Annotated in this window: 25 protein-coding genes; 20 read left to right on the top strand and 5 right to left on the bottom strand. The window is 59.9% G+C overall.

What is annotated here, in order from left to right; genetic code table 11:
• Window positions 1-33 precede the first annotated feature (33 nt).
• From AEAC466_RS24720 to AEAC466_RS24745, 6 genes are all read left to right on the top strand, one after another.
• A complete protein-coding gene (locus AEAC466_RS24720; RefSeq protein WP_023456384.1) occupies window positions 34-2,985 on the top strand; it encodes an ATP-dependent DNA helicase in 2,952 nt (983 codons plus the stop codon).
• A gap of 53 nt (window positions 2,986-3,038) precedes the next feature.
• Window positions 3,039-4,109 carry a DUF2125 domain-containing protein gene (locus AEAC466_RS24725; protein ID WP_023456385.1) on the top strand — a complete coding sequence of 357 codons (1,071 nt, stop codon included), beginning with the start codon at window positions 3,039-3,041 and terminating at the stop codon, window positions 4,107-4,109.
• A gap of 95 nt (window positions 4,110-4,204) precedes the next feature.
• Window positions 4,205-5,008: a chorismate mutase gene (locus AEAC466_RS24730; protein WP_023456386.1), complete on the top strand. Its 804-nt coding sequence runs from the start codon at window positions 4,205-4,207 to the stop codon at window positions 5,006-5,008.
• 12 nt (window positions 5,009-5,020) lie between these two features.
• Window positions 5,021-6,118 carry a histidinol-phosphate transaminase gene (gene hisC, locus AEAC466_RS24735; protein WP_023456387.1) on the top strand — a complete coding sequence of 366 codons (1,098 nt, stop codon included), beginning with the start codon at window positions 5,021-5,023 and terminating at the stop codon, window positions 6,116-6,118.
• Window positions 6,119-6,217: 99 nt separating this feature from the next.
• Window positions 6,218-7,318 carry an aromatic ring-hydroxylating oxygenase subunit alpha gene (locus tag AEAC466_RS24740; protein ID WP_023456388.1) on the top strand — a complete coding sequence of 367 codons (1,101 nt, stop codon included), beginning with the start codon at window positions 6,218-6,220 and terminating at the stop codon, window positions 7,316-7,318.
• 62 nt (window positions 7,319-7,380) lie between these two features.
• On the top strand, window positions 7,381-8,640 hold the full coding sequence (locus AEAC466_RS24745; RefSeq protein ID WP_023456389.1) for a glycosyltransferase family 87 protein: 1,260 nt from the start codon (window positions 7,381-7,383) through the stop codon (window positions 8,638-8,640).
• 6 nt (window positions 8,641-8,646) lie between these two features.
• Here AEAC466_RS24745 and AEAC466_RS24750 read toward each other — a convergent pair whose 3' ends face one another.
• Window positions 8,647-9,327, bottom strand: coding sequence for a TetR/AcrR family transcriptional regulator (locus AEAC466_RS24750; protein ID WP_023456390.1), 681 nt, complete (start codon window positions 9,325-9,327; stop codon window positions 8,647-8,649).
• Window positions 9,328-9,556: 229 nt separating this feature from the next.
• Between AEAC466_RS24750 and AEAC466_RS24755 the strand changes: the two genes are divergently transcribed.
• The 3 genes from AEAC466_RS24755 to AEAC466_RS24765 are packed head-to-tail and all read left to right on the top strand — an operon-like array spanning window position 9,557 to window position 10,860.
• The gene (locus tag AEAC466_RS24755; protein ID WP_023456391.1) at window positions 9,557-9,760 is read left to right on the top strand and encodes a twin transmembrane helix small protein; all 204 of its coding nucleotides are present in this window, start codon (window positions 9,557-9,559) and stop codon (window positions 9,758-9,760) included.
• Between the two features lie 25 nt (window positions 9,761-9,785).
• Entirely contained in the window at window positions 9,786-10,346 is a 561-nt protein-coding gene (locus tag AEAC466_RS24760; protein WP_023456392.1) for a cob(I)yrinic acid a,c-diamide adenosyltransferase, read from the top strand.
• Window positions 10,347-10,356: 10 nt separating this feature from the next.
• Window positions 10,357-10,860 carry a hypothetical protein gene (locus AEAC466_RS24765; protein ID WP_023456393.1) on the top strand — a complete coding sequence of 168 codons (504 nt, stop codon included), beginning with the start codon at window positions 10,357-10,359 and terminating at the stop codon, window positions 10,858-10,860.
• Here AEAC466_RS24765 and AEAC466_RS24770 read toward each other — a convergent pair whose 3' ends face one another.
• Window positions 10,861-11,184 carry a hypothetical protein gene (locus tag AEAC466_RS24770; RefSeq protein ID WP_023456394.1) on the bottom strand — a complete coding sequence of 108 codons (324 nt, stop codon included), beginning with the start codon at window positions 11,182-11,184 and terminating at the stop codon, window positions 10,861-10,863.
• 297 nt (window positions 11,185-11,481) lie between these two features.
• Here AEAC466_RS24770 and AEAC466_RS24775 point away from each other — a divergent pair, with 297 nt between their 5' ends.
• From AEAC466_RS24775 to AEAC466_RS24795, 5 genes are all read left to right on the top strand, one after another.
• A complete protein-coding gene (locus tag AEAC466_RS24775; protein WP_023456395.1) occupies window positions 11,482-12,228 on the top strand; it encodes an electron transfer flavoprotein subunit beta/FixA family protein in 747 nt (248 codons plus the stop codon).
• A gap of 1 nt (window position 12,229) precedes the next feature.
• Window positions 12,230-13,162, top strand: coding sequence for an electron transfer flavoprotein subunit alpha/FixB family protein (locus AEAC466_RS24780; protein WP_023456396.1), 933 nt, complete (start codon window positions 12,230-12,232; stop codon window positions 13,160-13,162).
• Between the two features lie 162 nt (window positions 13,163-13,324).
• On the top strand, window positions 13,325-14,200 hold the full coding sequence (locus AEAC466_RS24785) for a 3-hydroxybutyryl-CoA dehydrogenase (RefSeq protein WP_023456397.1): 876 nt from the start codon (window positions 13,325-13,327) through the stop codon (window positions 14,198-14,200).
• Window positions 14,200-14,649, top strand: a complete 450-nt coding sequence (locus tag AEAC466_RS44710; protein WP_023456398.1) for a hypothetical protein — start codon at window positions 14,200-14,202, stop codon at window positions 14,647-14,649. Before AEAC466_RS24785 ends, AEAC466_RS44710 begins: the two co-directional genes overlap by 1 nt.
• Window positions 14,646-15,842, top strand: coding sequence for a DUF418 domain-containing protein (locus AEAC466_RS24795; RefSeq protein WP_023456399.1), 1,197 nt, complete (start codon window positions 14,646-14,648; stop codon window positions 15,840-15,842). Before AEAC466_RS44710 ends, AEAC466_RS24795 begins: the two co-directional genes overlap by 4 nt.
• Window positions 15,843-15,845: 3 nt before the next feature.
• On the opposite strand, the gene AEAC466_RS24800 is transcribed toward AEAC466_RS24795, so the two are convergent.
• The gene (locus tag AEAC466_RS24800) at window positions 15,846-16,643 is read right to left on the bottom strand and encodes a TlpA family protein disulfide reductase (protein ID WP_081714495.1); all 798 of its coding nucleotides are present in this window, start codon (window positions 16,641-16,643) and stop codon (window positions 15,846-15,848) included.
• On the opposite strand from AEAC466_RS24800, the gene argH reads away from it, so the two are divergent.
• The 4 genes from argH to AEAC466_RS24820 are packed head-to-tail and all read left to right on the top strand — an operon-like array spanning window position 16,642 to window position 20,330.
• Window positions 16,642-18,078: an argininosuccinate lyase gene (argH, locus tag AEAC466_RS24805; RefSeq protein WP_200863932.1), complete on the top strand. Its 1,437-nt coding sequence runs from the start codon at window positions 16,642-16,644 to the stop codon at window positions 18,076-18,078. The genes AEAC466_RS24800 and argH overlap by 2 nt on opposite strands.
• Entirely contained in the window at window positions 18,075-18,413 is a 339-nt protein-coding gene (locus AEAC466_RS24810; RefSeq protein ID WP_023456402.1) for a hypothetical protein, read from the top strand. The genes argH and AEAC466_RS24810 overlap by 4 nt, the downstream gene beginning before the upstream one ends.
• A gap of 15 nt (window positions 18,414-18,428) precedes the next feature.
• Complete coding sequence (lysA, locus tag AEAC466_RS24815; RefSeq protein ID WP_023456403.1) at window positions 18,429-19,745, top strand: diaminopimelate decarboxylase; 1,317 nt, start codon at window positions 18,429-18,431, stop codon at window positions 19,743-19,745.
• A 45-nt stretch (window positions 19,746-19,790) separates the two neighbouring features.
• Window positions 19,791-20,330, top strand: a complete 540-nt coding sequence (locus AEAC466_RS24820) for a DUF4175 family protein (RefSeq protein ID WP_023456404.1) — start codon at window positions 19,791-19,793, stop codon at window positions 20,328-20,330.
• Window positions 20,331-20,341: 11 nt separating this feature from the next.
• On the opposite strand, the gene AEAC466_RS24825 is transcribed toward AEAC466_RS24820, so the two are convergent.
• Entirely contained in the window at window positions 20,342-20,881 is a 540-nt protein-coding gene (locus AEAC466_RS24825) for a phosphoribosyltransferase (RefSeq protein WP_023456405.1), read from the bottom strand.
• Window positions 20,881-21,831, bottom strand: coding sequence for an MJ0042-type zinc finger domain-containing protein (locus tag AEAC466_RS24830; protein ID WP_023456406.1), 951 nt, complete (start codon window positions 21,829-21,831; stop codon window positions 20,881-20,883). Before AEAC466_RS24830 ends, AEAC466_RS24825 begins: the two co-directional genes overlap by 1 nt.
• Window positions 21,832-21,945: 114 nt before the next feature.
• Here AEAC466_RS24830 and AEAC466_RS24835 point away from each other — a divergent pair, with 114 nt between their 5' ends.
• Complete coding sequence (locus AEAC466_RS24835) at window positions 21,946-22,746, top strand: cell division ATP-binding protein FtsE (protein ID WP_023456407.1); 801 nt, start codon at window positions 21,946-21,948, stop codon at window positions 22,744-22,746.
• Window positions 22,743-23,639 carry a cell division protein FtsX gene (locus tag AEAC466_RS24840; protein ID WP_023456408.1) on the top strand — a complete coding sequence of 299 codons (897 nt, stop codon included), beginning with the start codon at window positions 22,743-22,745 and terminating at the stop codon, window positions 23,637-23,639. The genes AEAC466_RS24835 and AEAC466_RS24840 overlap by 4 nt, the downstream gene beginning before the upstream one ends.
• Window positions 23,640-23,646: the final 7 nt, after the last annotated feature.

The raw sequence follows: 23,646 nt of genomic DNA on the forward strand, positions 1-23,646 counted from the left end.
TGCCACGCAGTCGCCGCGCGTTAAGATTCCTGCGTGAGTGACGACGTAACCCTGACAGCTTCCGATGCGCCCGTCTGGTGGGCTGAGTACGCCCCGAAGGCGGCGCTGGGCTATTCGCCGGTTCGCGCCTGCATAGCGGGGGATGAAAATCGCGATATTTCGCCAACGGAACTGCGTGAACTGTGGGGGCGGCAACCCCTGATCGTTGCCAATGCTGCGCTTTTGCGGACGCGCCTGTTTGGCAATCGTAGTCACCGGGAAGCGCGCCATTTCGATGTGCTGGAGTTGTTCGCCTTCGTTCGCCCTGCGCACTTCTGTGCGCCGTCTGTCGCCGGCCTGGCCCTGGCCTGCGGCTACGCCGAACCGCAAACGCCAGAGGCGCAGGCGCACGTCCTGTTCGACGTCATTACCCATTTATGTGAACTATTGAAGTCGTCGCCGCTCGGTGTCCGGCTTGTCGCCCAATCCGGTATACGGCTTATGGAAAAGCAGGGATGGGCGTGGGCGCCCATGCTTCAGGCCGTGCTGGATGCCACTGAGATTCCGCCGGACTATATTGCCCCGCCAGCCCTCGACGTTTGGTCATTACTGGAAGAGTGGGAGGATCAGGCGCCCGAAGGTCAGCCGCGTACGGTCTCCTTAAGCGAAGAAGAGGTGGGGGCAGCGCTTGACGCCGATTTGGCGCGCGCGGGTCTCGATGAACGGCGGCCGGAGCAGCGTGCCTTTGCCATGCGTGCACGCGACATCTTTGCACCGAAGTTCGTCAAGGACCAGCCGAACATGTTGCTGGCCGAAGCCGGCACCGGCGTGGGCAAAACCCTTGGTTACCTGGCGCCGGCCCATGCCTGGGCGCGCAAGGCGCAGGGCCAGGTGTGGATTTCAACGTTCACAAAAGCGCTGCAAAAACAGATTTATAACGACACGCACGCCTTGTTTGAACATCCGTCAGAACGTGCCGAACAGGTGGTGGTACGTAAAGGACGCGAAAATTATCTCTGTCTTCTCAATTTTCAGGAAAGGTTGAATAATGCCCACAGCCAGCCCGAACTGATCATGGCTGTGCTGATGGCGCGCTGGGTCCTTTATAGTCGCGATGGCGACATATTAAGCGGGGATTTCCCCACCTGGCTGCCATCTCTTTTGCCGCCGACGTCGCCGGCCCATGTCTTTCAGACCCTGACGCCCTCGGCGCTGGTCGATCGGCGCGGCGAATGCACCTATGCCGCCTGTCCGCACTATCGTGTCTGCTTCATCGAAAAGTCGGTGCGCAAGGCCAAATCCGCGTCGCTGGTCATTGCCAACCATGCCTTGGTGATGGCGCAGGCGGCCTACGACCTGCGTGACATCGCGCGGGCAGAAATGCAGGCGGAACTGAATGGCGAGGACGTCCAGGACGAAGTGGCGGTGCCGGCCCTGTCGCGTCTCATATTCGATGAAGGCCACCATGTGTTCGAAGCCGCCGATTCGGCCTTCGCCACGCGACTGTCCGGTCTGGAAGCCTTCGAACTGCGCCGTTGGATTCGCGGCAATGAAGGCCGGTCTCGCAGAGGACGCGGGCTTGAGGCACGTCTGGGCGATCTGCTGGCCGGCGACGATGCCTCGAAACAGGCCATGCAGGAACTGGTGCGTGCGGCCGCCTTACTGCCGGCGGAAGGGTTTTCCCAACGCATTACCGTGCGAACCCAGGATGGCGGCGGGCTCGACCCGGTGGGGCCCGTTGAAGCGCTTTTGGTCGAAGTTTACAAGCAGATAGACATACGTCTGGGTGAGGTGCGCGTGCGCACCAAGTTTTCACCGGACAATGAGCAGGGCGGCGAATGTGAGGCCCATCCCTGTCTGGAAGGCGTTGCACTGGCGGCCAAGACGGCGGCGCGGGCCCTGGCGGCTATCGAAGCGCCTTTGTTGGCCCTGGTACGCGCCTTGGAAGACCGGCTGACGACCGGTGGGACGGAACTGGAACCGGCGGACCGTATCCGGATCGAAGGCGCCCTGCGCGGGCTTGAGCGGCGGGCGCGAATGCTGCTGCCGGCGTGGCGCGCCTTGTTGCAGCAAATGACCATGGACGAGGACCCGTTACAGGATCCGTCTCTGCCGGGCCGGAGCCCGGAGGCGGCGCAGACCATCGACTGGTTTTCGACCGAAGTCATTCGTGGGCGTGTGGTCGATGTCTGCTTGAACCGGCACTATGTCGACCCATCCCTGCCTCTGGCTGAATATGTGCTGAAGCCGGCGCACGGCGTGCTGATTGCCTCCGCGACGTTAAGTGACGGCACGCGTGAAGCGTCGGAAGGCGATATCTTTGGCCTGGCGCGGCAACGGACCGGCGCCAATCATCTTGTTATGGGTGCAAAGACGGTCCGCGTCGCGTCACCGTTTGATTATGCCTCCCAGGCGCGTTTGTTCGTAGTTACCGACGTATCGCGCGAAGACGCACGCGCTGTTGGCGCCGCTATGCAGGCTCTATTTATTGCTGCCAAAGGCGGCGCGCTCGGCCTGTTCACCGCTATCAGGCGTTTGCGCGCCGTCTATGAGCAAATCAACCGGCCGCTGGGTGAACAGGGGCTTTCGCTTTACGCCCAACATGTCGATCCGCTGGACGTCTCCGACCTGATCAGCGTCTTCCGCGCCGAACATCATTCCTGCCTGCTCGGCACTGACGCCGTGCGTGACGGCGTCGATGTGCCTGGTCAGGCCCTTCGCCTGATTGCGTTCGATCGTATTCCCTGGCCGCGGCCGGATACTTTGCACCGGGCCCGGCGCCAACATTTCGGCATGAAGGTCTATGATGACGCCCTGACCCGTGCCAAGCTGGCCCAGGCCTTCGGCCGCCTGATCCGCCGCCGCGACGACAAGGGCGTGTTCGTCATGCTCGATTCCGCCGCGCCGACACGCCTGTTTTCCGGTCTGCCCGAGGGCGTGCTGATCCAGAGGTGCACCCTGGCCGAAGCCATTGCCGCCATTGAGATGTTCCTCTATCCCAATTGACCTTTGCCAGGCTCTGTGGCTTTTGGTTAATGTACCAGTCCGGGGGAGCCGCCATGTCTGACACCAACGACATCACCCTGCCGCCGAAGCCGCAGAAAAAGCCCAGCCGTATAGGTCTGTTCGGGCCGTTCGCGGCCTTGCTCCTCGTCTTCGCTGCGTGGTCCGGCTACTGGTTCTATACCGCCAATCAGGTGCAGGCTCGCGTGCTGGCCCACCAGAAGAGCCTGATCAATGCCGGCTATCAGGCCAGTTTCGATCCTGTCCAGGTGCGCGGCTATCCGTACCGGATGTATCTCGATTTCCGCAATGTCACCGTGGTGTCGCCGGTCGGGCGCGGTTTTTCTGCGCCTGTCGTGCAGGCCGAGGCCAATGCCTACGCCCTCGATAAATGGATCGCGGAGGCGCCCGAAGGCCTGACCCTATTCCGTGGCCGCCCGGCGGGTGTCGACCTTGGCAAGCTGGTCATTACCGGCCGCAGCCTGAAGGCCAGCGTTTCCGGGCTCAATCACCCGATTTACAACGTCGCTCTCCAAGGCGTGGGCCTGACTTTGACGCCGTCCGATCCGGCACATCCGTTCACCTTTTCGTCGGCGGAAAACTTCGAGGCCTATCTGCGTCCCAATGCGGCCGATAGCGATGCCGCCGATATGCTGATCCGCGTCATCGGCGCCAAGGGACAGCCGCACAGCCTGGTCGGCGATCTGTCGCCGCAAAAGCCGTTGTCCCTTCATGTCGAAGCGACGGTCAACCGTATGAAGGCGTTCCAGGGCGAAAACTTCGCCGACAGCCTGAAGACATGGAGCGCCAATGGCGGTGCAATCAAGGCGTATAAGGCCAAATTGACGGCTGGCGATCTCAATGTCTTCACCACTGCCGACACCCTGACGCTTGACACGACATCACACCTTCAAGGCAAGATGAATGTTGAGATGTCAGGTACGTTCAATCCTATCGACGTATTGGGGGCCTTGCGCCTGATATCCCAGGAAAATATGACCCTGGCGCGGCCGGTGTTGAACCTGACCCTGGCGACCCAGGGCACGCAGAGGTTCGTTGTTGAGTTTCATAATGGTGGCGCCTATGTCGGCAGCCTAAAAGTTTCAGATGCACCTATACTGCCGTAATACTGCAACTATGCGTATTTTGGCCTAAACAAGACTTGAGAACGCAGATGTAAGCGCTTAGGTTGGCCGCCTGCGCCTAACCCGGAACCTGTGCCTTGAGTAGTTTAGCCGACCTTCGCACCCAGATCGATGCCCTCGATACTGAGCTTTTGCGCCTTATCGATGCGCGCGCCGCCCTGGGGCAGGCCATAGGCGAAGCCAAGGCGAAGGAAGAGGGGACGAACCGGCAAGTTTCACTCCTGCGGCCCGACCGTGAGGCCCTGCTGATCCGCAAGCTGATCGCCATGCCGCGAAAGGCCGCCTCCGAAGCCGTGGTGGTGCGTATCTGGCGGGAGCTGATTTCTGAAAACCTGCGCATTCAAGGCGCGGCGCACGGCGGTCTTCACCTGAATATGAGCGCAGGCGAACATTCCAAGGAAGTCCTTGTGTGGGCGCGCGAACGGTTCGGTTTTGCCCCGTCCTTCGGTTATGTCAACGATGCCACGGCCGCCATTCAGGCGGCGCGCGATGTCCGTCAGATTTCCGTCCTGTCGCTTGATCCCCGTAGCGGCGCGTGGTGGGCCCGACTGCTGGCCGAACCGAAGGTGCGCATTATCGCCGCCTTGCCGGAATTGACGTTGAAAATTGCGGGCGCCCGGCCACATGCCGTGGCGCTCGCTGCTATTCAGCCGGAACCCACGGGCGATGACCTGACATTCTGGGTCAGCGATTCCCGCGAACACGAAAATAAAATCGTCGAACATCTTAGCCTGCGCGGTTTCGCGGCCGAATGGCTTTGCACCGCGCAGGGTTTGAAGCTATTTGGCCTTATCGGCTACGTGCAGGAAAACGACGAGCGCCTGGCGGCGGACAGCCTGGGCAGCCTGTCGGGCATTATCGGCGCGGCGCCTCGTATTTAGAGACTTAAAAACATGACCAACAAAATTGCTCCCGCCCCGAAAGCGGGCATATTGGATATCGCCCCCTATGTCGGCGGCAAGTCGAAGATCGACGGTGTGGCCGAACCGATCAAGCTGTCGTCGAATGAGAACGCGCTGGGCTGTTCGGCGCGCGCCATCGAAGCCTACGAAAAGGCGAAGGAAAAGCTGTTCCGCTACCCGGACGGCCACGCCGCACCATTACGCGCCGCCGTCGCCCAATATCACGGACTGGAACCGGAACGGCTCGTCTTCGGTAACGGATCGGACGAAGTCTTTGCCCTTTTGAACCAGGTCTATCTCGAAGCCGGTGACAATATCGTCACGGGTGAGCATGGTTTCCTGGCCTACCGCATCAGCGCCCTGGCGTGCCAGGCCGAGGTAAAGCTGGCTGAAGAACCGGACCAGCGCGTGTCGATAGATGCCCTGCTGGACCTGGTCGATGACCACACCAAGATTGTTTACATCTCCAACCCGGCCAATCCGACGGGGACGTGGAACACGCCCGAAGAACTTGCCGACCTGCGCGCGCGCCTTGACCCGTCGATCCTGTTGGTCATAGACGAAGCCTATGCCGAATTCGTCGATGAACCGACCTGGGCGACGGCTTTCCCGCTGGCTCGTCACGCCGATAATGTGATCGTAACGCGCACCTTTTCGAAAATTCACGGTCTGGCCGGATTGCGGATCGGGTTCGGATACTGTCCGGTCGATGTCATCGCCGCTATCGACCGCATCCGCCTGCCGTTCAATGCCAACCTGCCGGCGCAATTCGCCGCCGTGGCAGCACTTGAGGACGCGGTACACATCGAAGCGTCGCGCCAGCAAATCCTCAACTGGCATCCCCGCCTGCGTCAGGCGATCGCAGGCATGGGGTTCGATATCCGCAAAGGGATCGGTAATTTCGTCCTGATCTATTTCCGCGATGCCGAAGAAGCCGCCCGTGCCAATGAATTCCTCATGTCGCAGGGATTGATTGTGCGTCATGTCGCAAATTACGGCCTGCCGCAGGCCCTGCGCGTCACCATTGGGAAAGACTCGGAAAACGAGGCCTTTCTTGAGGCGCTGAGCCGTTTCGCCGCCACGCGCTAAAATCGACAATCGCAAACCCGTCTGCGCATAAATGTCGCGGGGTTTGCGGTTTCGCGTTGTGCTATCTATACTGGCCGTTCGCGTTGCAGAAGAGTAGCCATGCCTGATCAAACCGCCCCAGCCCCTACGTTAAAAGTCGCCTTTGGACAGGGCTTCCTGAAGGATTGCTGGTGGTTCGCTGCCCTGTCCAGCGATCTTATTGCCGGTAAACTGCAACGCTATGTCTTTCTGGGTGAACCTGTCCTGCTGGGTCGCGATCTGGATGGTCGGGTTTATGCTATCCGCGATATCTGCCCGCACCGCGCTGCGCCTTTGTCGGCGGGGGAAATGGTCCGGGACGGTCGCGGCGGCGCTTGCGTCGTGCAATGTCCGTATCATGGCTGGACCTTCGATACGTCTGGAACCTGCAAATCCGTGCCGTCACTCACGCCGGATCAGGAAATGGACGTGGAGAAGATACGCGTGCGCAACTACTCGGTTCGCGAACAGCAAGGCATCGTATGGATATACATGACCGCCGATGCCCGTCGTCCGACCGAACCCGATCATGAGCCGCCGCACTTGCCCGGTGTTGTCGGCGGCAAGCCTATTATCGTCGAGACCATGGATTTCGATTCCCATATCGATCACGCCGTTGTCGGTCTTATGGACCCGGCGCATGGCCCCTATGTGCATCAGCAATGGTGGTGGCGCTCGGCCAAGAAGCAATTGTCCAAGACCAAGGCGTTCGAACCGCGGGAATTCGGGTTTTCGATGATCCGGCACAAGCCATCATCTAACAGCCGTGCATACAAGATTTTGGGCGGCGCGCCAGCAACCGAAATCACCTTCCGGCTGCCCGGCATCCGCTATGAGCACATAGAGGTGGGGCCAAAGCAGGTGCTGGGCCTGACCTGCCTGACGCCGCTCGACGATAAGACGACGCGCATCACCCAGATCTTCTGGTCCGATCATGGGCTGTTCCGTTTTATCTCACCGCTGTTCCGCTATGGCGCCAAGGCCTTCCTCAAGCAGGACGGCGATATGGTGAACCTGCAAAACGAGGGTCTGAAATACGACCCGTCGCTGTTGTGGATCGATGACGCGGACACCCAGGCCAAATGGTACCAGCAGCTCAAGAAGGAATGGATGGCGTCGCGCGCCGAACAGCGCCCCTTCGTCAATCCGGTCAAGGCCACCACCCTGAAATGGACATCGTAAACCGGCCTTGAGCCGAAATTTACCATTTCCTGCTTTGATGCGGTCCTGTTCCGGAGACCGCCTTGGCCGACGCCTCAAAATTTTCGCAGCTGCGTGACGCCCATTGGCTCGACGCCAAGAGCGTCCGTTTCTGGGCGCTTATGCTGCTGTTGGTCGATCTGTTTCCTATCATCTTCCGGCTGTTGACCGGAGATGGCCTGATCGACAGGAACGGGATGCCGTTCGGCGGCGACTATATCAGCTTCTTTGCTGCCTCCAGACTGGCCTTGTCGGGCCATGCCGCCGATGCGTGGCGGCCGGAATTGCACCATGCCGCCGAAACCGCCGTGTTCAGCCGCGACCTCGGTTACTGGGCCTTCTTCTATCCGCCGCCCTATCTGTTGCTCTGCCTGCCTTTGGGGCTGGTCTCGTACGGCTGGTCGGCGGTCATCGCGCTCGGGACCACCACCGGCCTCATGCTGGCGATAGTTCGCACCTGGCTTGCGCGCATGATGGTGGGAGTGAAAGCAGACGGGGCCCGGGCGATATGGCTGCCTCTGATCGCCTTCCCCGGCATATGGATGAACATCGCCTGTGGCCAGAACGCCGCCCTGACGACGGCCATCATGGCGGGCGGGTGTCTGCTTTTGCAACGGGCGCCAGTTGCGTCGGGTTTGGTATTCGGCCTGCTGATCATAAAGCCGCAACTGGCGCTCGCCTTGCCGTTTGTGCTGGCCGCGTCCGGGCGCTGGAAAACCTTTTTCGCGGCGGGCGTAAGCGCGTTTGCTCTGTGCCTGGCGGCGTGGCTCGTTTTCGGTACTGAGGGCTATCTGGCATTTTTTGCCAATAGCGCGCTGGCTCGGGCGACCCTGGATCAAGGGTTCGTCGACGCCGCCAAGATGCAGAGTCTGTTCGGCGCTTTGAAAACCCTGGGCCTGCCCAATGTGGTGGCTTACGTGGCGCAAATCCTGCTGGCCGGGATTGTTTTGGCCCGCGCTGGCTGGATAGCCGTACGGCTAAGGCCCGATGCCCTGGCCTTCGGCGCACTGCTGGCTTCAGCCAGCCTGCTGGTTAGCCCCTTCCTGCTCGATTACGACCTGTTGATGATCGTTCTGCCCTTAGGCTGGCTGATCCTTACCGGCGTGCGAGAGGGGTTCCGCCCTTATGAAAAATTGCTTTGCATATGGATATTCCTGCTGCCCGCCGTGGCGCGCGGACTGGCCGAGATCGTGCACGTACCGCTTGGCGCGCTGAGCGTATGCCTATTGTTCTGGCTGGTTCAGGGACGCATGGCAAAAACGGCGGACATGAACATGTCCGCCGTTTTGAAACCGTCAACCTGATATGTATCAGGCAGAAATACCGGCAATGACGATGCGGATCTGAGCGGTCAGGTCTTCGGCCATTTTGTTCAGGTCGTAGCCGCCGGCATCGTCGCTTGCCTGGTAGGCACGACGCAGGTTGGCAAAGCACAGATCTTCTAGCACTTCGGCAGCGCAGTTGATATCGGCGCCGGCGGGTATTTCTTTGCGTTCGTGGGCCTGAGTCAGTGTATCTTGCAAGACCACACGTACCTGTTCGCTCATCTTGCCCACTTCATTCGGCGTCGACTGATCGTGGCTCCACTTCATCACGAAGGCCGACAAGACGATGCGGGCATTGTGTTGAGATGTTTCGTAGGCGCGCATCAACTGCCGATGAAGGCGCACGACCAGGGGCAGGGACGCGTCATGCGCGTTACGCATCGCGCCGATGACCTTCGCGTTTTCTTCCTCCAGCACCGTCATGAAGATTTCGTTCTTGTCGGCGAAATTGGCGAAAAGGGCACCCGTCGAAAGTCCGGCGGCGCGGGCGATGTCGCGCAATGTCGCCGCTTCGAAGCCGCGCTCTCGGAAAAGAGTCGCCGCCGATTCTAAAATTTTCAGGCGGTTACGCTCTTTGGACTTGGCGCGATTTCCAGTGGTCACGGTCACGATCTCTGCAGCTGGCGACGCTGTTTTCGAGGCGGATTGCTCATTGGGGTCGTACATTACGCTATAACTCACACACAAAAAATGAAGTTTACCTTAAGGGAAGTTTTTCTCTAAGGTGTTCCCTACTTAGTATGCAGGACGGCCTATTACAATGGATGCAATAGTTATTTCTGTGCGTTGCAATAGATGACGCACATCGTTTTAGTTGAACGGTTTGCGTGAGGCGTTCCGTCGCGGGGGCTTATAAAAATCTCGACTTTTTACGATAAAAGCGCGATATGACGACATGATCGATATTCTGCGTATTCTTGCCCTGGTCGCCATGTTCGCCGTTCTGGTAGTCTTGGGTGTGGGCATTTTCAGCTTGCTTCGTGGCGGTAAATTTCGTGAGAACTGGTCGAATAAGCTGATGCAGCTTCGCGTACTGTTGCAGGCGATTGCGATTGGATTGCTGGTGCTTCTTGCCTGGTTCATGAAAAACGGGCATTGACGGCGTCATTCGATTACGAGGCCTCATGGTCAAGCTCAACAAGATTTACACCCGTACTGGCGATGACGGTACGACGGGATTGGCCGACGGATCGCGCCGGCCCAAGGATGATGCCCGTCTGAGCGTTATCGGCAGCGTCGATGAGGCCAATGCAGCGATCGGCCTGGTGCGACTGTATGTCACACAGGACCTTGCGCTGGATGCCTTGCTGGCCCGGGTTCAAAACGACCTGTTCGACCTCGGCGCCGATCTGGCGACGCCATCGGATGACATCTCCTGGACTCCGATCCGCGTACAGGCGGCGCAGTTGACCGCTCTGGAGGTCGCTTTGGACAGCTATAACGCGCCGATGGCACCCCTGACCTCGTTTATCCTGCCGGCTGGATCGCCGCTGAGCGTCCACCTGCATCTGGCTCGCACGATTGTTCGCCGCGCTGAACGCGATTGCGTCAGCCTGGCGAGAACCGACGCGGTCGGGCCGGAGGCGCTGAAATATCTTAATCGCCTCTCCGACCTGCTGTTCGTCCTGGCCCGTCATGCCAACGATCAGGGCCGCGCAGACGTGTTGTGGGTGCCTTCAAAATAAAGGAATTCTGATGTCGAAACTGTTTTTCGCCACCGGCGCTGCCGTGTTCTTGTGTCTGACACAATGTAGCCCGTACAAGGCGGACGGCGGTAAGGGCGGCCAGGATTTTGCCCCCAGTCCAGCCCACGCGTTTGACGTGAGTGCGGATATTACACCGGCGGCGGCGGCCCGGCTGAAGTCGCTGGGCGATGGTCTGGTCATCGATGTCAGCTATTACGGGTATCCGACGCCCGCCTCCCAGTCCAAAGCCAATCAAATCCACCAAATCGACCTGGGCCAGGAAAAGGTCGGCGTCGCTCCGGAGGCGCCTAAAGCCCATATCGCGGGTCGTCTGAACGTCGCAGGTATCGCCGATATCGCCGGCGGTGACGTGATGGTCCTGGTAAATGGCTATAGCGTTACAAAGGTCGGCGCCAAGGACGATCAGGTCAAATGTGCCTATTACCGTGATCGCCTGACCATGGCGCAGAAGAGTGCGCCGACGCTCAAATGCGATCTTGAAAAAGCCGACTGATTACTTTGGTGTCGCTGTCGCGCCGGACGCTGCTTGATGGGAAGCGGCATCCTTGGCGGCGCCGTTTACCGCTCTGGCATTGCTGGCTTTCAGCGCGTCGTCGTGGAAATCGATCTTTGCCGGTTCGCCGTTCTTACGTCCGGTGATTTGGGATATGGCGATCGGCGCATAGCATTGGCGGTCTTTCCAGGAAAACCAGCCGCCGGAGCCTTCGCATTTGCGGCTGGGGATGCCGTACAACAGGCTGTAACCGACGACGCTTATGCTCAGCACGCCCAAAAGGATAACGAAGAGGTATTTGAGTTTGCCGATCTGGCTGGGCATGCGGGGACGCTTTCTGGGGGACGTTTTCGAAAGTCTAACTTGACGCTCACGTAAAGTTGTGGCTTATCCTGTTATGCGCCAAACGGCTTATAAGGGCAATTGAAAATCACTGCGCGGTCGCTGTCAGACCACTGGCCGATCGTTGTCAGGTCACTGGCCCGGCCGTCAAAGGCACCACGAAAACGGCTGTGAAGCCCAAACAACAATTGACTTTGCGGGCGTGGATCGTCATTTGATCCGCAACCGAATCCGCCCCTTTAAGGGGCGACAGGAAACGAGCCACAGAGGTTAAATGCCATGAAGATTTTGGTCCCGGTCAAGCGGGTGCTGGATTACAACGTCAAGGTCCGCGTGAAGGCGGATCAGTCGGGTGTCGATCTGGCCAATGTCAAGATGTCGATGAACCCGTTCGACGAAATCGCGGTCGAAGAAGCGACCCGCCTGAAGGAAAAGGGTATCGCTACCGAAATCGTCGCGGTCTCCATTGGGCCCGCTCAGGCCAAGGATACCATCATCACCGCCCTAACCATCGGCGCCGATCGCGGCATACTGATCCAGACGGATCAGGACGTCGAGCCGCTGGCGGTCGCCAAGTTGCTCAAGGCCGTGGCGGAAGCCGAAAAGCCGGATCTGATCATTATGGGCAAGCAAGCCATCGACGGCGACAACAATGCCACCGGTCAGATGCTGTCCACACTGCTCAACTGGCCGCAGGCGACCTTTGCGTCCAAGGTCGTGATCGAAAACGGCGAAGCCCAGGTGACACGCGAAGTCGATGGCGGGCTTCAAACGCTCGGCGTCACGCTGCCGGCGGTCATCACGACCGATCTTCGCCTCAACGAACCGCGCTACGCGTCTCTGCCCAACATCATGAAGGCCAAGAAGAAGCCGCTGGAAATCAAGACGGTTGCCGATTACGGCATCGATGTGACGCCGCGCCTCAAAGTCGTCAAGGTCACCGAGCCGCCCAAGCGGTCCGCCGGCAAGAAGGTGGCGGATGCCGCCGAACTGGTCGCCAACCTCAAGTCCGCAGGAGTTCTGTAATATGACCGTTCTCGTTGTTGCCGATCATGATGGCGCCCATCTGCGCGATACCACGCAAAAGACCGTAACCGCCGCCCTGGCCCTGTCGTCCGACGTGGATGTCCTGGTCTATGGGGAGGGCGTACAGTCGGTTGCTGATGCCGCCGCCGGAATTGCCGGCGTGCGCAAGGTGCTGCTCAGCCAGTCCGCCGACCTGAAGCAAGACATTGCTGAGGACGTTGCGGCCCTGGTCAGCGGCCTCGCTGCCAATTATGACGCTATCGCCATTCCGGCTTCTTCCGCGGGTAAGAACTTTGCACCGCGCGTCGCTGCGCTCCTGGATGTGTCGCTGCTGTCGGACGTCATCGAAGTGGTCGACGCCAATACCTTCGTCCGCCCGATCTATGCTGGCAACGCACTGGAAACCGTGCAGACGTCGGAAGCCAAAAAGGTCATGACGGTGCGCACCACGGCCTTCAAGGCGGCGGGCGACGGCGGATCGGCAGCGATTGAAACTGTCGCGGCCCCAGCGTCGAAGGCCGGCACGCGTTTTATTTCGGAAGAAAAGGTCGTGTCCGACCGTCCGGAACTGGGCGCGGCCAAGATCGTCGTTTCGGGTGGACGGGCGCTTGGTTCGGCCGAAGAATTCAAGGCCGTGCTCGATCCGTTGGCTGACAAGCTCGGTGCCGCCGTTGGTGCGTCGCGCGCCGCCGTTGACGCGGGCTACGCGCCCAACGATTACCAGGTCGGTCAGACCGGCAAGGTGGTCGCCCCTCAAGTCTATATCGCCATCGGTATCTCCGGTGCGATCCAGCACCTGGCCGGTATGAAGGACTCCAAGGTCATTGTGGCCATTAACAAGGATCCGGAAGCTCCGATCTTCAGCGTTGCCGACTACGGCCTGGTCGCCGATTACAAGACCGCCGTGCCCGAGTTGCTGAAGGCGTTGGGCTAGGCTCACGCCACGAAAAGCGGCAAAGGGAAGGGCGAATGTCCTTCCCTTTCTTTTTGCGTATTGCGTTGCCGCCGGGCGCGCTTTATCTCCTATATCCATACAGTTTCGTTACCGGCGGTTCCGTCTCCGGACTCCGCTTCGGAACGTGCCAAGGACAGTTACATGAATATCAAGACCGTAGGGATTATCGGTGCCGGACAGATGGGCGCGGGCATCGCGCAGGTGTGCGCGCAATCGGGTTACGACGTCATCCTGTTCGACGCCTCCGCCGACGCCGTCAAGGCCGGCATGGCGCGCATCGAAAAAGGCCTGAACCGCCTGGTCGAAAAGGAAACCATCACGGCTGCCGCTGCGTTGGACGCGCTCAAAAAGCTGCTTCCAGCCGCCTCGATATCGGAACTCGCGCCGTGCGATCTGGTGATTGAAGCCGCCACCGAAAAGGAAGAGGTGAAGAATGCCATTTTCCGTTCGGTCTGCGAACACCTGAAGCCGGAAGCCTTGCTGGCCTCGAACACCTCGTCCATCTCCATCACTCGGTTAGCGGCTGCCAGCGATCGGCCCGGCAAGTTCATTGGCCTGCATTTCATGAATCCGGTGCCGGTCATGAAGCTGGTCGAAATCATCCGTGGCATCGCCACCGACGCCGACACCTATGAGATCGCGGTCGATTTCGCCAAGTCGCTCGGCAAGACGACGGCCAATTCCGAAGATTTTCCGGCTTTTATCGTCAATCGCGTTCTGATCCCGATGATCAACGAGTCGATCTATACTTTGTATGAAGGCGTCGGCACGGTCGAAGCCATCGACACGGCGCTGAAGCTGGGGGCCAACCATCCCATGGGGCCGTTGGAGCTGGCGGACTTTATCGGCCTCGATACCGTTCTGGCCGTCATGAACGTGCTCTATGACGGCCTGGCTGACAGCAAGTATCGTCCGTGTCCGCTCCTGACAAAATACGTCGAAGCCGGCTGGCTGGGCCGCAAGACGGGACGTGGTTTCTACGACTATCGCGGCGAAAAGCCGGTGCCGACGCGTTAATGGGCGGCACAGGGCTCAGCTATCGTCAGCCCGAACTGCGCTGGATGTTCATTTCCGGCATTACGGCCCTGTGTCTACACGGCCTGTGCTGGTTCGTCGCGACGCTGTTGCGCGGTCACGAAGATGTGGCGGGCGAGGTCCAGCGCCAGATGACGTTGGCCCTGTTTTGGATGATCGGGGTTTTGGTCATCTGGAAGATGGCGCCGTCGCCGTCACGCCTCCACGCCACTTTCACCGTTTTGATATGTGCCCTGTTCGTCTGCGTGCTTGGCTCGGTCGCGGCGCTGTCCAATCTGGTGTTCGTTCAGCACTATCCGCTGAACGAAATGGTAAAGCCGTTCGTCATTCTGAGCCTGCTTCTGGTCCTGATGCAGATGTCGCTGGCTGTGCCATCGGCCATCCTGTTGCAGGCCCTGGCGCTCAGGCGCGTTCCGCCGCCGAATCCATGACGCCCGCTGTGCAGACCCATGCTCGGTCTCGCATCCAGGCGCTCGACCATATTCGCGGCCTCAGCATATTGGGCATATTGCTGGTCAACGCCATTGCCTTCGCGCAGCCTTTTGACGTCTACGGTCTGCCGTCGGCATCGCCGGTTGCGCTGACACATGCGGACCTTGCCACTTGGTGGGTGATCGAGACTTTTTTCAAGGAAAAGTTCATTACCTGCTTTACCCTATTGTTCGGGGTTAGCGTCTATTTGGTCGGCCGCGACAACAATCCCAATGACCCGGTCTACCGTACGCCGCTTTTCCGGAGATTGGCGTGGCTTGTCCTGTTCGGATTGGTCCACGGTGCGCTGATCTGGCACGGCGATATCCTATTGTCCTATGCGGTTACCGGCCTTGTCTTCTGGCGCTGGCAGGCGGCGAGTGCGCGCCGGCTCCTGTTGTGGGGCGCGGGCCTGTTTATCCTTGGTACGCTCACCCTGCTGGGCGGCAATATTGCCGAAGACCTCCAAGGCATAGTGCGCGCGCCAAACGTCGCCGAGGTCCCGGCGATTGTGACCCACATGCGCGGAAGCATCTGGGACTCGCTGGGTCAGAACGCCACGACCTGGGGCCAAACGATCCTCCCGGAGCTTCTCGGCTTCATGCCGACAACTTTGGGGCTCATGATGATTGGCCTGGGGCTGTTCAAATCCGGCGTACTGGCGGGGACGGCGAAGGCGCGCCTATATATTGCCCTGATGGCGGCAGGTGCTGTCAGCCTGGTCCTGATCGGTTGGCAAGCCTCGGTTACTTTGGCGGAATGGTTTCCATTCCCCAAGACGTTCGGGCTCTATGGCCTCGCCAACTCCCTGTTGTGCCTGCCGGTCGCGCTCGGTTATGCCAGCGCGCTCGTCCTCGCTGGGCGGACACGGATAGGTGCCATTTGCCTGTACCCTCTGGCTTGCGCGGGGCGGATGGCCTTTACCAATTACCTGACCCAAAGCCTGATCATGACCGGGCTGTTCTACGGTGGGCGCGGCCTGGGTCTGTTCGGGACGATGAATCATGCTGCCCTGGTGCCGATCGTTGTCGCGGTCTGGGCTGGCCAACTGGTTGTCAGCACCATCTGGATGTCGCTGTTCCGCTATGGGGCGTTCGAATGGGGCTGGCGCTGTCTGACCTATGCGCGGTGGATGCCCCTTACGAAAACCTGACGGCTATTCGGCAAGAAGCTTGTCAAGCAAGGCCTGGACTTCCTTCGTATCCCATTTGGCTTCGCCGTCCAGCCGGGCAACCATGCGGCCCTGCTTGTCGAGGATCAGGGTGCCGGGCATGCCGGAAATCTTGTATTTCGACGGCGCCTGGAAGCTTTGGTCGGCATAGACCTCAAGAGGCTGTTGCACATCCATGAAGGATTTGACGTCGGCGAACTGTTCTTCCGTATCGACACTGAGGGGCAGAACCTTGACGCCCTTGCCGGCATACAGGGTTTGCAGGTGCGCCAGGGTCGGCATTTCAAAGCGGCAAGGGGCGCACCAGGTGGCCCACACGTTGAGCACCACGACCTGGCCCTTGAAATCGCTCAGATGCACCGGCTTCTTATCGCGATCGATGAAGGAGATGTCCTCAATGACCTGCGGCGTCTCATAGGTCGCCATCTTGGCGAGCGGTCCCTTGGCGTAGACGGCCAACGGGCCTTTTGCTTGAGGGATAGCGGCCGTGGGGCCGGCCACCGCAGGCAAGGGCGCCTCAGGCGTTGGTGTGGCAATCATGGGCAGGATGAGGCGCCAGGCGACCAATGCGATGATAATAGCCAGCACGACCGTAACGACAACAACAACGGCAACTGGCACGGCGCGCTTTTTCCGGATGATTCCGGCCTGAATCCCCTTGGGTTGGGGCGTATCGTCGTCTATAGGCTTCACAATCGGCGTTACGGCCGGTTGCCCCTGTACGTCAGTCCCCATGGACGCCGGCTTCTGCGCGTCGTCCCTATTCAATTCAGGTTCCGTCATGACCGATCATTCCGCCGATAAGGGCCCAGCCGTTCAACCCCCGAAGACAGAAGGCGCGGGGCAAAAAATGTGGGGTGGACGTTTCAGTGCCCGACCCGATGAGATTATGCAAGCCATCAATGTCTCCATCGATGTCGATAAACGCCTTTGGCAACAAGACCTTGCTGGCTCCAAGGCGCATGCCGCCATGCTTGCTAATCAAGGTATCATAGATTCCGAAGATGCCAAAATCATCCTGAATGGGCTGGATACCATAACCGGTGAGATCGAGGCGGGTACGTTCCCGTTCCGGGCCGAATTCGAAGACATCCACATGAATGTCGAAGCGCGCCTGCGCGAACTGGTTGGACCGGTCGCCGGACGCCTGCATACTGCCCGGTCGCGCAACGATCAGGTGGCGACGGATTTCCGTCTGTGGGTCCGCGATCAGGTCGATGACACCATCCGGCAACTCGGCGCGCTTCAGGACGCCCTTTTGACCCGCGCCGAACAATATGCCGACGCCCTCATGCCGGGCTTCACCCATTTGCAACCGGCCCAGCCGGTCACCTTCGGTCATCATTTGATGGCCTATGTCGAAATGTTTGGCCGCGACCGCTCGCGGTTTCAGGATGCGCGTGTGCGCATGAACGAAAATCCGCTCGGTTCGGCGGCGCTGGCCGGGTCGCCCTTTCCGATCGACCGGCATATGACGGCGCAGGCCTTGGGCTTTGACCGGCCGATGGGCAATTCGCTTGACGGCGTATCGTCCCGCGACTTCGCCTTGGAATCTCTCAGCCACGCCGCAATCTGCGCCGGCCACCTGTCGCGCCTGGCCGAAGAAATCGTTATTTGGACGACGCCCTATTTCGGCTTCATCCGCCTGTCGGACGCCTTTTCGACGGGATCGTCGATCATGCCGCAAAAGCGCAACCCCGATGCCGCTGAACTGGTCCGCGCCAAGACGGGTCGCATCAATGGCGCGCTGATCGCGCTAACCACGGTAATGAAGGGTCTGCCGCTCGCCTATTCCAAGGATATGCAGGAAGACAAGCCGCCGGTGTTCGAGGCCTTCGATGCGCTTGATCTGGCCATTCGCGCCATGACCGGCATGGTGCTCGATCTCGAAGCCAATACAGAGCGGATGAAGGCGGCTGCCGGTGCTGGATTCTCGACGGCGACCGATCTAGCCGACTGGTTGGTCCGTACGCTGAACATTCCCTTCCGCGACGCGCACCATATTACCGGCGCGGCTGTAAAGCTGGCGGAATCCAAAGGTGTGGATTTGGCGCAACTGCCCCTAAGCGATTTGCAAAATCTGGAAGCCAGGATCACGGATGCGGTGTATAAGGTATTAACCCCCGAGGCTTCGGCCGCCTCCCGCCAGTCCTATGGCGGCACAGCGCCGGACCAGGTTCGGCTGCAAATCCAGCGCTGGAAGGATCAACGCGCATGATGCCCCCCCGTAAGTCCCGTTTCGTCATGCTGGCGGCGCTTGCCGCTGTCGCGTCGGTAGCCATTTCCGCCTGCGGCAAGCTCGGCACCCTGGAACAGGCACCGCCGATTATGAACAAGAAGGCGGAACAATCCTGGTCCGCATCGAAGAACGCCGATGGCGGCGTTACCCTGACCACCGACTCGTCGTCCTCACGGGCGTCTGAACGCGCCACGCCGGATGCGGATTCGTCAAACAGCATGGAAAATCCGTATACGGTCAATAAGCGTATCGCCGACGCACCGCTCGAAGGTTTCGGCAATAATACGCAAGTCGTCAATTCACCGACGCACTGACAGATCCTCGGGTAGATGAACCATTTCGATTACCAAGACGGCGCGCTGCATTGCGAGCAGGTGTCGCTGACAGAGCTGGCCGAACGGGTCGGCACGCCGTTGTACGTCTATTCTTCGGCGACCCTGGAGCGGCACTACCGCGTGTTTGCGGACGCCTTGGCGTCAAAGCCGGAATTGCACAGCCCCAAAGGCGAGGCGCCGCTGGTGGCTTTTGCCTGCAAGGCAAATTCCAACCTGTCCGTTCTGGCGACCCTGGCCGCTCAGGGCGCGGGGGCGGATACGGTGTCGGAAGGCGAAATCCGTAAGGCGCTCAAGGCCGGTGTTCCGCCGGAAAAGATCGTCTTTTCCGGTGTTGGCAAGACCGATGCCGAAATGGCCTTCGCGCTTCAGGCCGGTATCTATCAGCTTAATGTCGAAAGTCGGCCAGAACTCGAACGCCTGGCGCGCGTCGCCGCGGAATTAAACCGTGTCGCGCCGTTCGTCATCCGCATCAATCCGGGTGTCGGTGCCGGTGGCCACGAAAAGATCACGACGGGCGGGGCCAAGGACAAGTTCGGCATCTCGGCTGCCGAGGCGCTGAAACTCTATGCCGATGCCGCTGGTCACCCGAATCTGGCCCCCATGGGCATTGCCTGTCATATCGGCAGTCAGATTCTCGATCTGACACCGTTGCAAGAAGCTTTCAGCCGTATGCGTGGCTGGGTCGAAGACCTGCGCGCGGGCGGTCTGAGCGTAGAACGCCTCGATCTGGGCGGCGGCCTGGGCGTGCCCTACTTCAATCAGAAGGAACCGGCGACTGTCGCCGATTATGCCGAAATGGCGGCGCTTTCGGTCGGTAATCTGGGGGTGCGGTATACGTTCGAGCCGGGCCGCCTGATCGCGGCCAATGCCGGCGTGCTGATTTCCAAGGTCGTCCACGTCCATGAACGGGCTGATTCCGGCCAGAAGTTCCTGGTACTGGACGCTGCCATGAACGATCTGATCCGCCCGGCCCTGTATGATGCCTTCCACGACATCCGTCCGGTCGCGCGTCCGGGTAACGAAACCGCCAGCTATGACGTGGTTGGACCAGTCTGCGAAACCGGCGATACGTTCACGCGTGGCCGCGAAATGCCGGTGATGCAGACAGGCGATCTGGTCGCCTTCATGTCGGCGGGCGCCTATGGTGCGGTCATGGGAAGCGAATATAATTCACGTCCGCTCGCGCCTGAGGTGTTGGTGCGTGACGGTGATTGGTACATAGTACGTCCTAGGCCGAGCTATGATGAGATGATGGCGCGTGAACCGATGCCTGCCTGGTTTGCCGCCGAACCGAAGGCTAAGATTGCGTAACAGAGGTCTGGCAGGCAACACTTTGGACAAGGTCTTGGGGGACTTATGCAGAGTAACAAATCGCCGTTCGCGCCCTTGAATCGGGGGCTTTTCTTTACCCAGATGACCATGATGTGGGAACGCATCCTGCCGGCCCTGTTTCCCTATGTCTTGCTGGTCATCCTGATTTTGGTTGCTGGTCAGTGGGGTTTGTTCCGTAACCTGCCCAAGCCTGTGCATCTGGCCATTATGGCGGCAGGCCTAGTTATAACCCTTGTTGCATCGGTGCGCGCGGCTCTGCGTTTTCGGATGCCCACCTTTACCGAAATCAATACCCGCCTCGCCGTCGATAACGGTTTGCGTCCGGAACGTCTATTGGCCATGCGCCATGAGCGGCGCCAGCCGAAGTTGCGCATCGGCAAGGCCAAGGCTGGCATTGCCGCCGCCGATCCCTTTGCCTTGCGTTATGTCGCTTTGGCGGGGGCTATTCTCGGTGTCCTGATCCTGGGGCCCGTGCCGGTCCAGCAGGTCGCCAGCGGCTTCTGCGTTTTCGGCGATATGCCGGAATCGTTTGCCAGCATGCATCTGGCGCTAATCGGCAGGTAAGACGACCTAACTTAGTCCAAAGCGCCGATATAGGGTAGGGCGCGATACTTACCGCCATCGTCGAGTCCGTAACCGACCAGATACCGCGCCGGCGCTTCCCAGGCGGTAAAGTCGGCTTCCATCTCGCGGCGCGCGCCATCCTTCAATGGGTCCGGCTTGCGGGCGAAAACGGCGGTCAAAACCTCAGACGCGCCGGCTTCCAGCGCGATTTCACGTGCAATCTTGAGGCTGGCGCCTGTGTCCAGCACGTCGTCCATAATCAGCACTTGACGACCCTGAACGGAGCGTTGCAAGGGCGCGCGGATCAGCATGGTCCCGCTTTCGTGGCTGTCGGCGTAGGAGGACAGCCATAGCGCGTCGAAGGCAATGTCGCGGCCGGCACGGTTCAAGGCGCGCGACAGATCGGCAGCGAACCAGATGCCGCCGGTCAACAGCACGACGCCGACACAATCAGACTTCACATAATCGACCATCAGATCGGCCAGGGCCTGAACCCGGCCCTGAACTTCATCGGCCCCCAACAGGACAGGCGGCAGGATAGGGCCTGACATCAATGACCGCCCGCCGCATGGGCCGCCGGTGCCGGTGCGGCATCATGGCCGGCCTGTTGTTGCGTCAGCCCTGTACGCAGGCTCGGTGTCGGCATGTTTGAGACGGCGCCGTGGCTATTTGCCGGCGGGGCATCATGGTCCATCGGACCATCGGTTTGCGCAACCTCTTCATGGTTTTGCGCGGCCGCCTCTTCATGACCAGCCGGTGCCGCCTCATGCTCTGATGGCGCGTGCCCGCCCTTTTTTTGTGTCTTTTCCTGCTTCATGGCAACCAGGTCGAAATCGACATCGAGCGAAGACGTCAGGTTCTTGGGGTCGGCGACATCGAAAACCAGCGTACGTGTCGCGTGGGGACCGACCACCAGTCCGTCGGCCGGCATGAGCAGCGAAGAAAATTCCTGAAGCTTGGCGTCAAGCAGTTTTACGCGGACCGGCGGGACCGGCACGGCCTTGCCGCTGGTGTTATTGACCTGTGCCTTGACCGTCACCACGAAACGTCCGCCCTTGAAACCGGCCTGGCCGTCTATGGTGCCAAAGCGCAAAGGGGTTCCTTTGACGTCCATGCCGACCATGGCATAGGCGCCGGCGACGCTGGGGAACATGCGGACTATATCCACGCGCAGGAAATAACCGAGTACCAGAAGCAGAACCAGCACGGCGCCCAGGCCGCCCCAGATCATGCCCTGCGCTGTCAGCGCCTTGACCCGCTTCTGGTCATTCAGCATGGCGCGATATTTCAGCGGCAGCTTCTTGGCCTTGACCTCATGTAACTCCTCGGCCGGTTCCTTCTGCTTTTTGACGTCGGAGAAGGACAAGTCGATCGGTTTTTCGGGAATTTCGGCGTGCCAGGTCGTCTTGCAGGCGGCGCAGCGGACGGTACGTCCGCGCGGCCCCAATTGGGCCTCGTTGAGCGTATATTTCGTCGCGCAGTTGGGACAGCTAAGAATCATCGCCAGAACTAGGACACCGAATCAAACTTCCCCATTAACCATCTTGGGGTTTTTTAACCTTTTAGCCGCAAAAGTCTTAACAACTGATCAAGCGAATCCTGTAAGCCATTTTGCATGACGCGACCGCCCGAACGGACCTCCCGCCCGCCTGTGACCGCACCCGACGCAGATGTCGTGGTGGCGTTTCGGGACGTGTCTCTGGGCTACGACCTGGGCATGCCAAAGACCTTGTCGCAGGGCGTCAACGAAGATGATCTGATACTAAAACACCTGAATTTTCAATTGCCTGCGGGATCTTTTCACTTTCTGACCGGACCGTCGGGCTCTGGCAAGACGTCCTTGCTCAAGATGATTTACCTGGCGCAGAAGCCGACATCGGGCACAATCGAATTGCTCGGAGAAACGGTCCGGCATCACGACCGCGCTCAAAGCGCCGCGCTTCGGCGCCGTTTCGGCATCGTTTTTCAGGAATTTCGCCTGCTCGACCATCTTAACGTTTTCGACAACGCGGCTCTGCCCCTGTTTGTGCATGGCGAACACTTCAAGGATTACCGCGATGACGTGACTGAGTTGCTGAATTGGGTCGGTCTGAAAAATCGTCTCGACGCCATGCCTCACGTCTTGTCCGGCGGAGAGAAGCAGCGCCTGGCCATCGCCCGCGCGGTGGTGACGCGGCCGACCCTGATCCTGGCCGACGAACCGACGGGCAATATCGATTACGCCATGGGCCTGCGCATCATGCGCCTGTTTATCGAACTGAACCGGCTGGGTGCCACGGTGCTTATCGCCACCCATGACGAAAGCCTGGTCCGCGCCTCGGGCATGCCAGTGCTGGAACTAAGGGGCGGGCAGGTTCATAAGCGCGATCTAAGCAAGGCGGCCCCGGTGGAAACGCCCGTCGGAGACCGGCGATGATCGGGCCTTTGGTATCGCATCTGCGCGCCCTGCGAGCCGGACGTTTGTTGCCGCAGCAGGATCAGCGTGAAATCGCGCTGCATTACGTTATCGGTGTCTTGTGCTTTCTGGCGTGCATGGCCGCGCTTATGGTCATGGCGTCCGACCGCGCGGCGCATGGCTGGTCGCGTGACATTCGCGCAGAGGTGACGGTTCAGGTGCGCCCGACGGGCCTGGAAAGTGGCTCCATCGCAGCGGCGAAAGCCGCCGAAGTGCTGGCCGGGGTCAAGGGCGTGGGACAGGTAACCGCCATTGAGCCCGAAAAGGCCAAGGCGCTTATCAAGCCGTGGCTAGGGGACGCCGTCATCGATGATCTCCCCATTCCAAACCTCGTTGAGGTCAGCCTCGATCCCAAAAGTCCGGCGACGCCGCGTGCGCTGATGGACGCGTTGGCCGCCGCCGACATCGATGCGTCCATCGACGATCATTCGACCTGGCTCAAGGATATCGAGCAGAGCGCCTTAACCATACGTCTGATTTCGCTCGGTATTTTCGTTGTCATTTTTTCCGCAACGGCGGCGGTCGTCGGCTTCGCGACGCGTGCCGGCTTGACCGCGCGCGCCAATATCGTCGAAGTCCTCGCCCTGTGCGGCGCCAGCGATACCTTTATCGCGGAACGGTTTCAGTGGCGCTTTGCGCGCATGGCTTTTGAATCGGGCCTGCTGGGGGCAGCGATAGCGGCGGGCGTCATGGCGGTCATAAAAGCCACAGGTTCCTCACAAAGCTTTGCGATAGCTCTTCCCTTTTCGTGGCTGGACCTGTTAATATTAATTCCGTGTCCATTCCTGGTGGCGCTGATTGGCGCTGTCACGGCACGGATGGTCACTTTGCGTCTGCTGGCCATTCATGGCTAAAACAGGC

It is taken from the genome of Asticcacaulis sp. AC466 (genome assembly GCF_000495815.1).
Classification (GTDB): domain Bacteria; phylum Pseudomonadota; class Alphaproteobacteria; order Caulobacterales; family Caulobacteraceae; genus Asticcacaulis.

What these genes read in the sequence shown, in the direction of transcription:
- AEAC466_RS24725 (WP_023456385.1), top strand. Translation starts at nt 3,039, where the DNA reads ATGTCTGACACCAACGACATCACCCTGCCGCCGAAGCCGCAGAAAAAG.
- hisC (WP_023456387.1), top strand. Translation starts at nt 5,021, where the DNA reads ATGACCAACAAAATTGCTCCCGCCCCGAAAGCGGGCATATTGGATATC.
- AEAC466_RS24740 (WP_023456388.1), top strand. Translation starts at nt 6,218, where the DNA reads ATGCCTGATCAAACCGCCCCAGCCCCTACGTTAAAAGTCGCCTTTGGA.
- AEAC466_RS24750 (WP_023456390.1), bottom strand. Translation starts at nt 9,327, where the DNA reads ATGTACGACCCCAATGAGCAATCCGCCTCGAAAACAGCGTCGCCAGCT.
- AEAC466_RS24755 (WP_023456391.1), top strand. Translation starts at nt 9,557, where the DNA reads ATGATCGATATTCTGCGTATTCTTGCCCTGGTCGCCATGTTCGCCGTT.
- AEAC466_RS24760 (WP_023456392.1), top strand. Translation starts at nt 9,786, where the DNA reads ATGGTCAAGCTCAACAAGATTTACACCCGTACTGGCGATGACGGTACG.
- AEAC466_RS24765 (WP_023456393.1), top strand. Translation starts at nt 10,357, where the DNA reads ATGTCGAAACTGTTTTTCGCCACCGGCGCTGCCGTGTTCTTGTGTCTG.
- AEAC466_RS24770 (WP_023456394.1), bottom strand. Translation starts at nt 11,184, where the DNA reads ATGCCCAGCCAGATCGGCAAACTCAAATACCTCTTCGTTATCCTTTTG.
- AEAC466_RS24775 (WP_023456395.1), top strand. Translation starts at nt 11,482, where the DNA reads ATGAAGATTTTGGTCCCGGTCAAGCGGGTGCTGGATTACAACGTCAAG.
- AEAC466_RS24780 (WP_023456396.1), top strand. Translation starts at nt 12,230, where the DNA reads ATGACCGTTCTCGTTGTTGCCGATCATGATGGCGCCCATCTGCGCGAT.
- AEAC466_RS24785 (WP_023456397.1), top strand. Translation starts at nt 13,325, where the DNA reads ATGAATATCAAGACCGTAGGGATTATCGGTGCCGGACAGATGGGCGCG.
- AEAC466_RS44710 (WP_023456398.1), top strand. Translation starts at nt 14,200, where the DNA reads ATGGGCGGCACAGGGCTCAGCTATCGTCAGCCCGAACTGCGCTGGATG.
- AEAC466_RS24795 (WP_023456399.1), top strand. Translation starts at nt 14,646, where the DNA reads ATGACGCCCGCTGTGCAGACCCATGCTCGGTCTCGCATCCAGGCGCTC.
- argH (WP_200863932.1), top strand. Translation starts at nt 16,642, where the DNA reads ATGACCGATCATTCCGCCGATAAGGGCCCAGCCGTTCAACCCCCGAAG.
- AEAC466_RS24800 (WP_081714495.1), bottom strand. Translation starts at nt 16,643, where the DNA reads ATGACGGAACCTGAATTGAATAGGGACGACGCGCAGAAGCCGGCGTCC.
- AEAC466_RS24810 (WP_023456402.1), top strand. Translation starts at nt 18,075, where the DNA reads ATGATGCCCCCCCGTAAGTCCCGTTTCGTCATGCTGGCGGCGCTTGCC.
- lysA (WP_023456403.1), top strand. Translation starts at nt 18,429, where the DNA reads ATGAACCATTTCGATTACCAAGACGGCGCGCTGCATTGCGAGCAGGTG.
- AEAC466_RS24820 (WP_023456404.1), top strand. Translation starts at nt 19,791, where the DNA reads ATGCAGAGTAACAAATCGCCGTTCGCGCCCTTGAATCGGGGGCTTTTC.
- AEAC466_RS24825 (WP_023456405.1), bottom strand. Translation starts at nt 20,881, where the DNA reads ATGTCAGGCCCTATCCTGCCGCCTGTCCTGTTGGGGGCCGATGAAGTT.
- AEAC466_RS24830 (WP_023456406.1), bottom strand. Translation starts at nt 21,831, where the DNA reads ATGATTCTTAGCTGTCCCAACTGCGCGACGAAATATACGCTCAACGAG.
- AEAC466_RS24835 (WP_023456407.1), top strand. Translation starts at nt 21,946, where the DNA reads ATGACGCGACCGCCCGAACGGACCTCCCGCCCGCCTGTGACCGCACCC.
- AEAC466_RS24840 (WP_023456408.1), top strand. Translation starts at nt 22,743, where the DNA reads ATGATCGGGCCTTTGGTATCGCATCTGCGCGCCCTGCGAGCCGGACGT.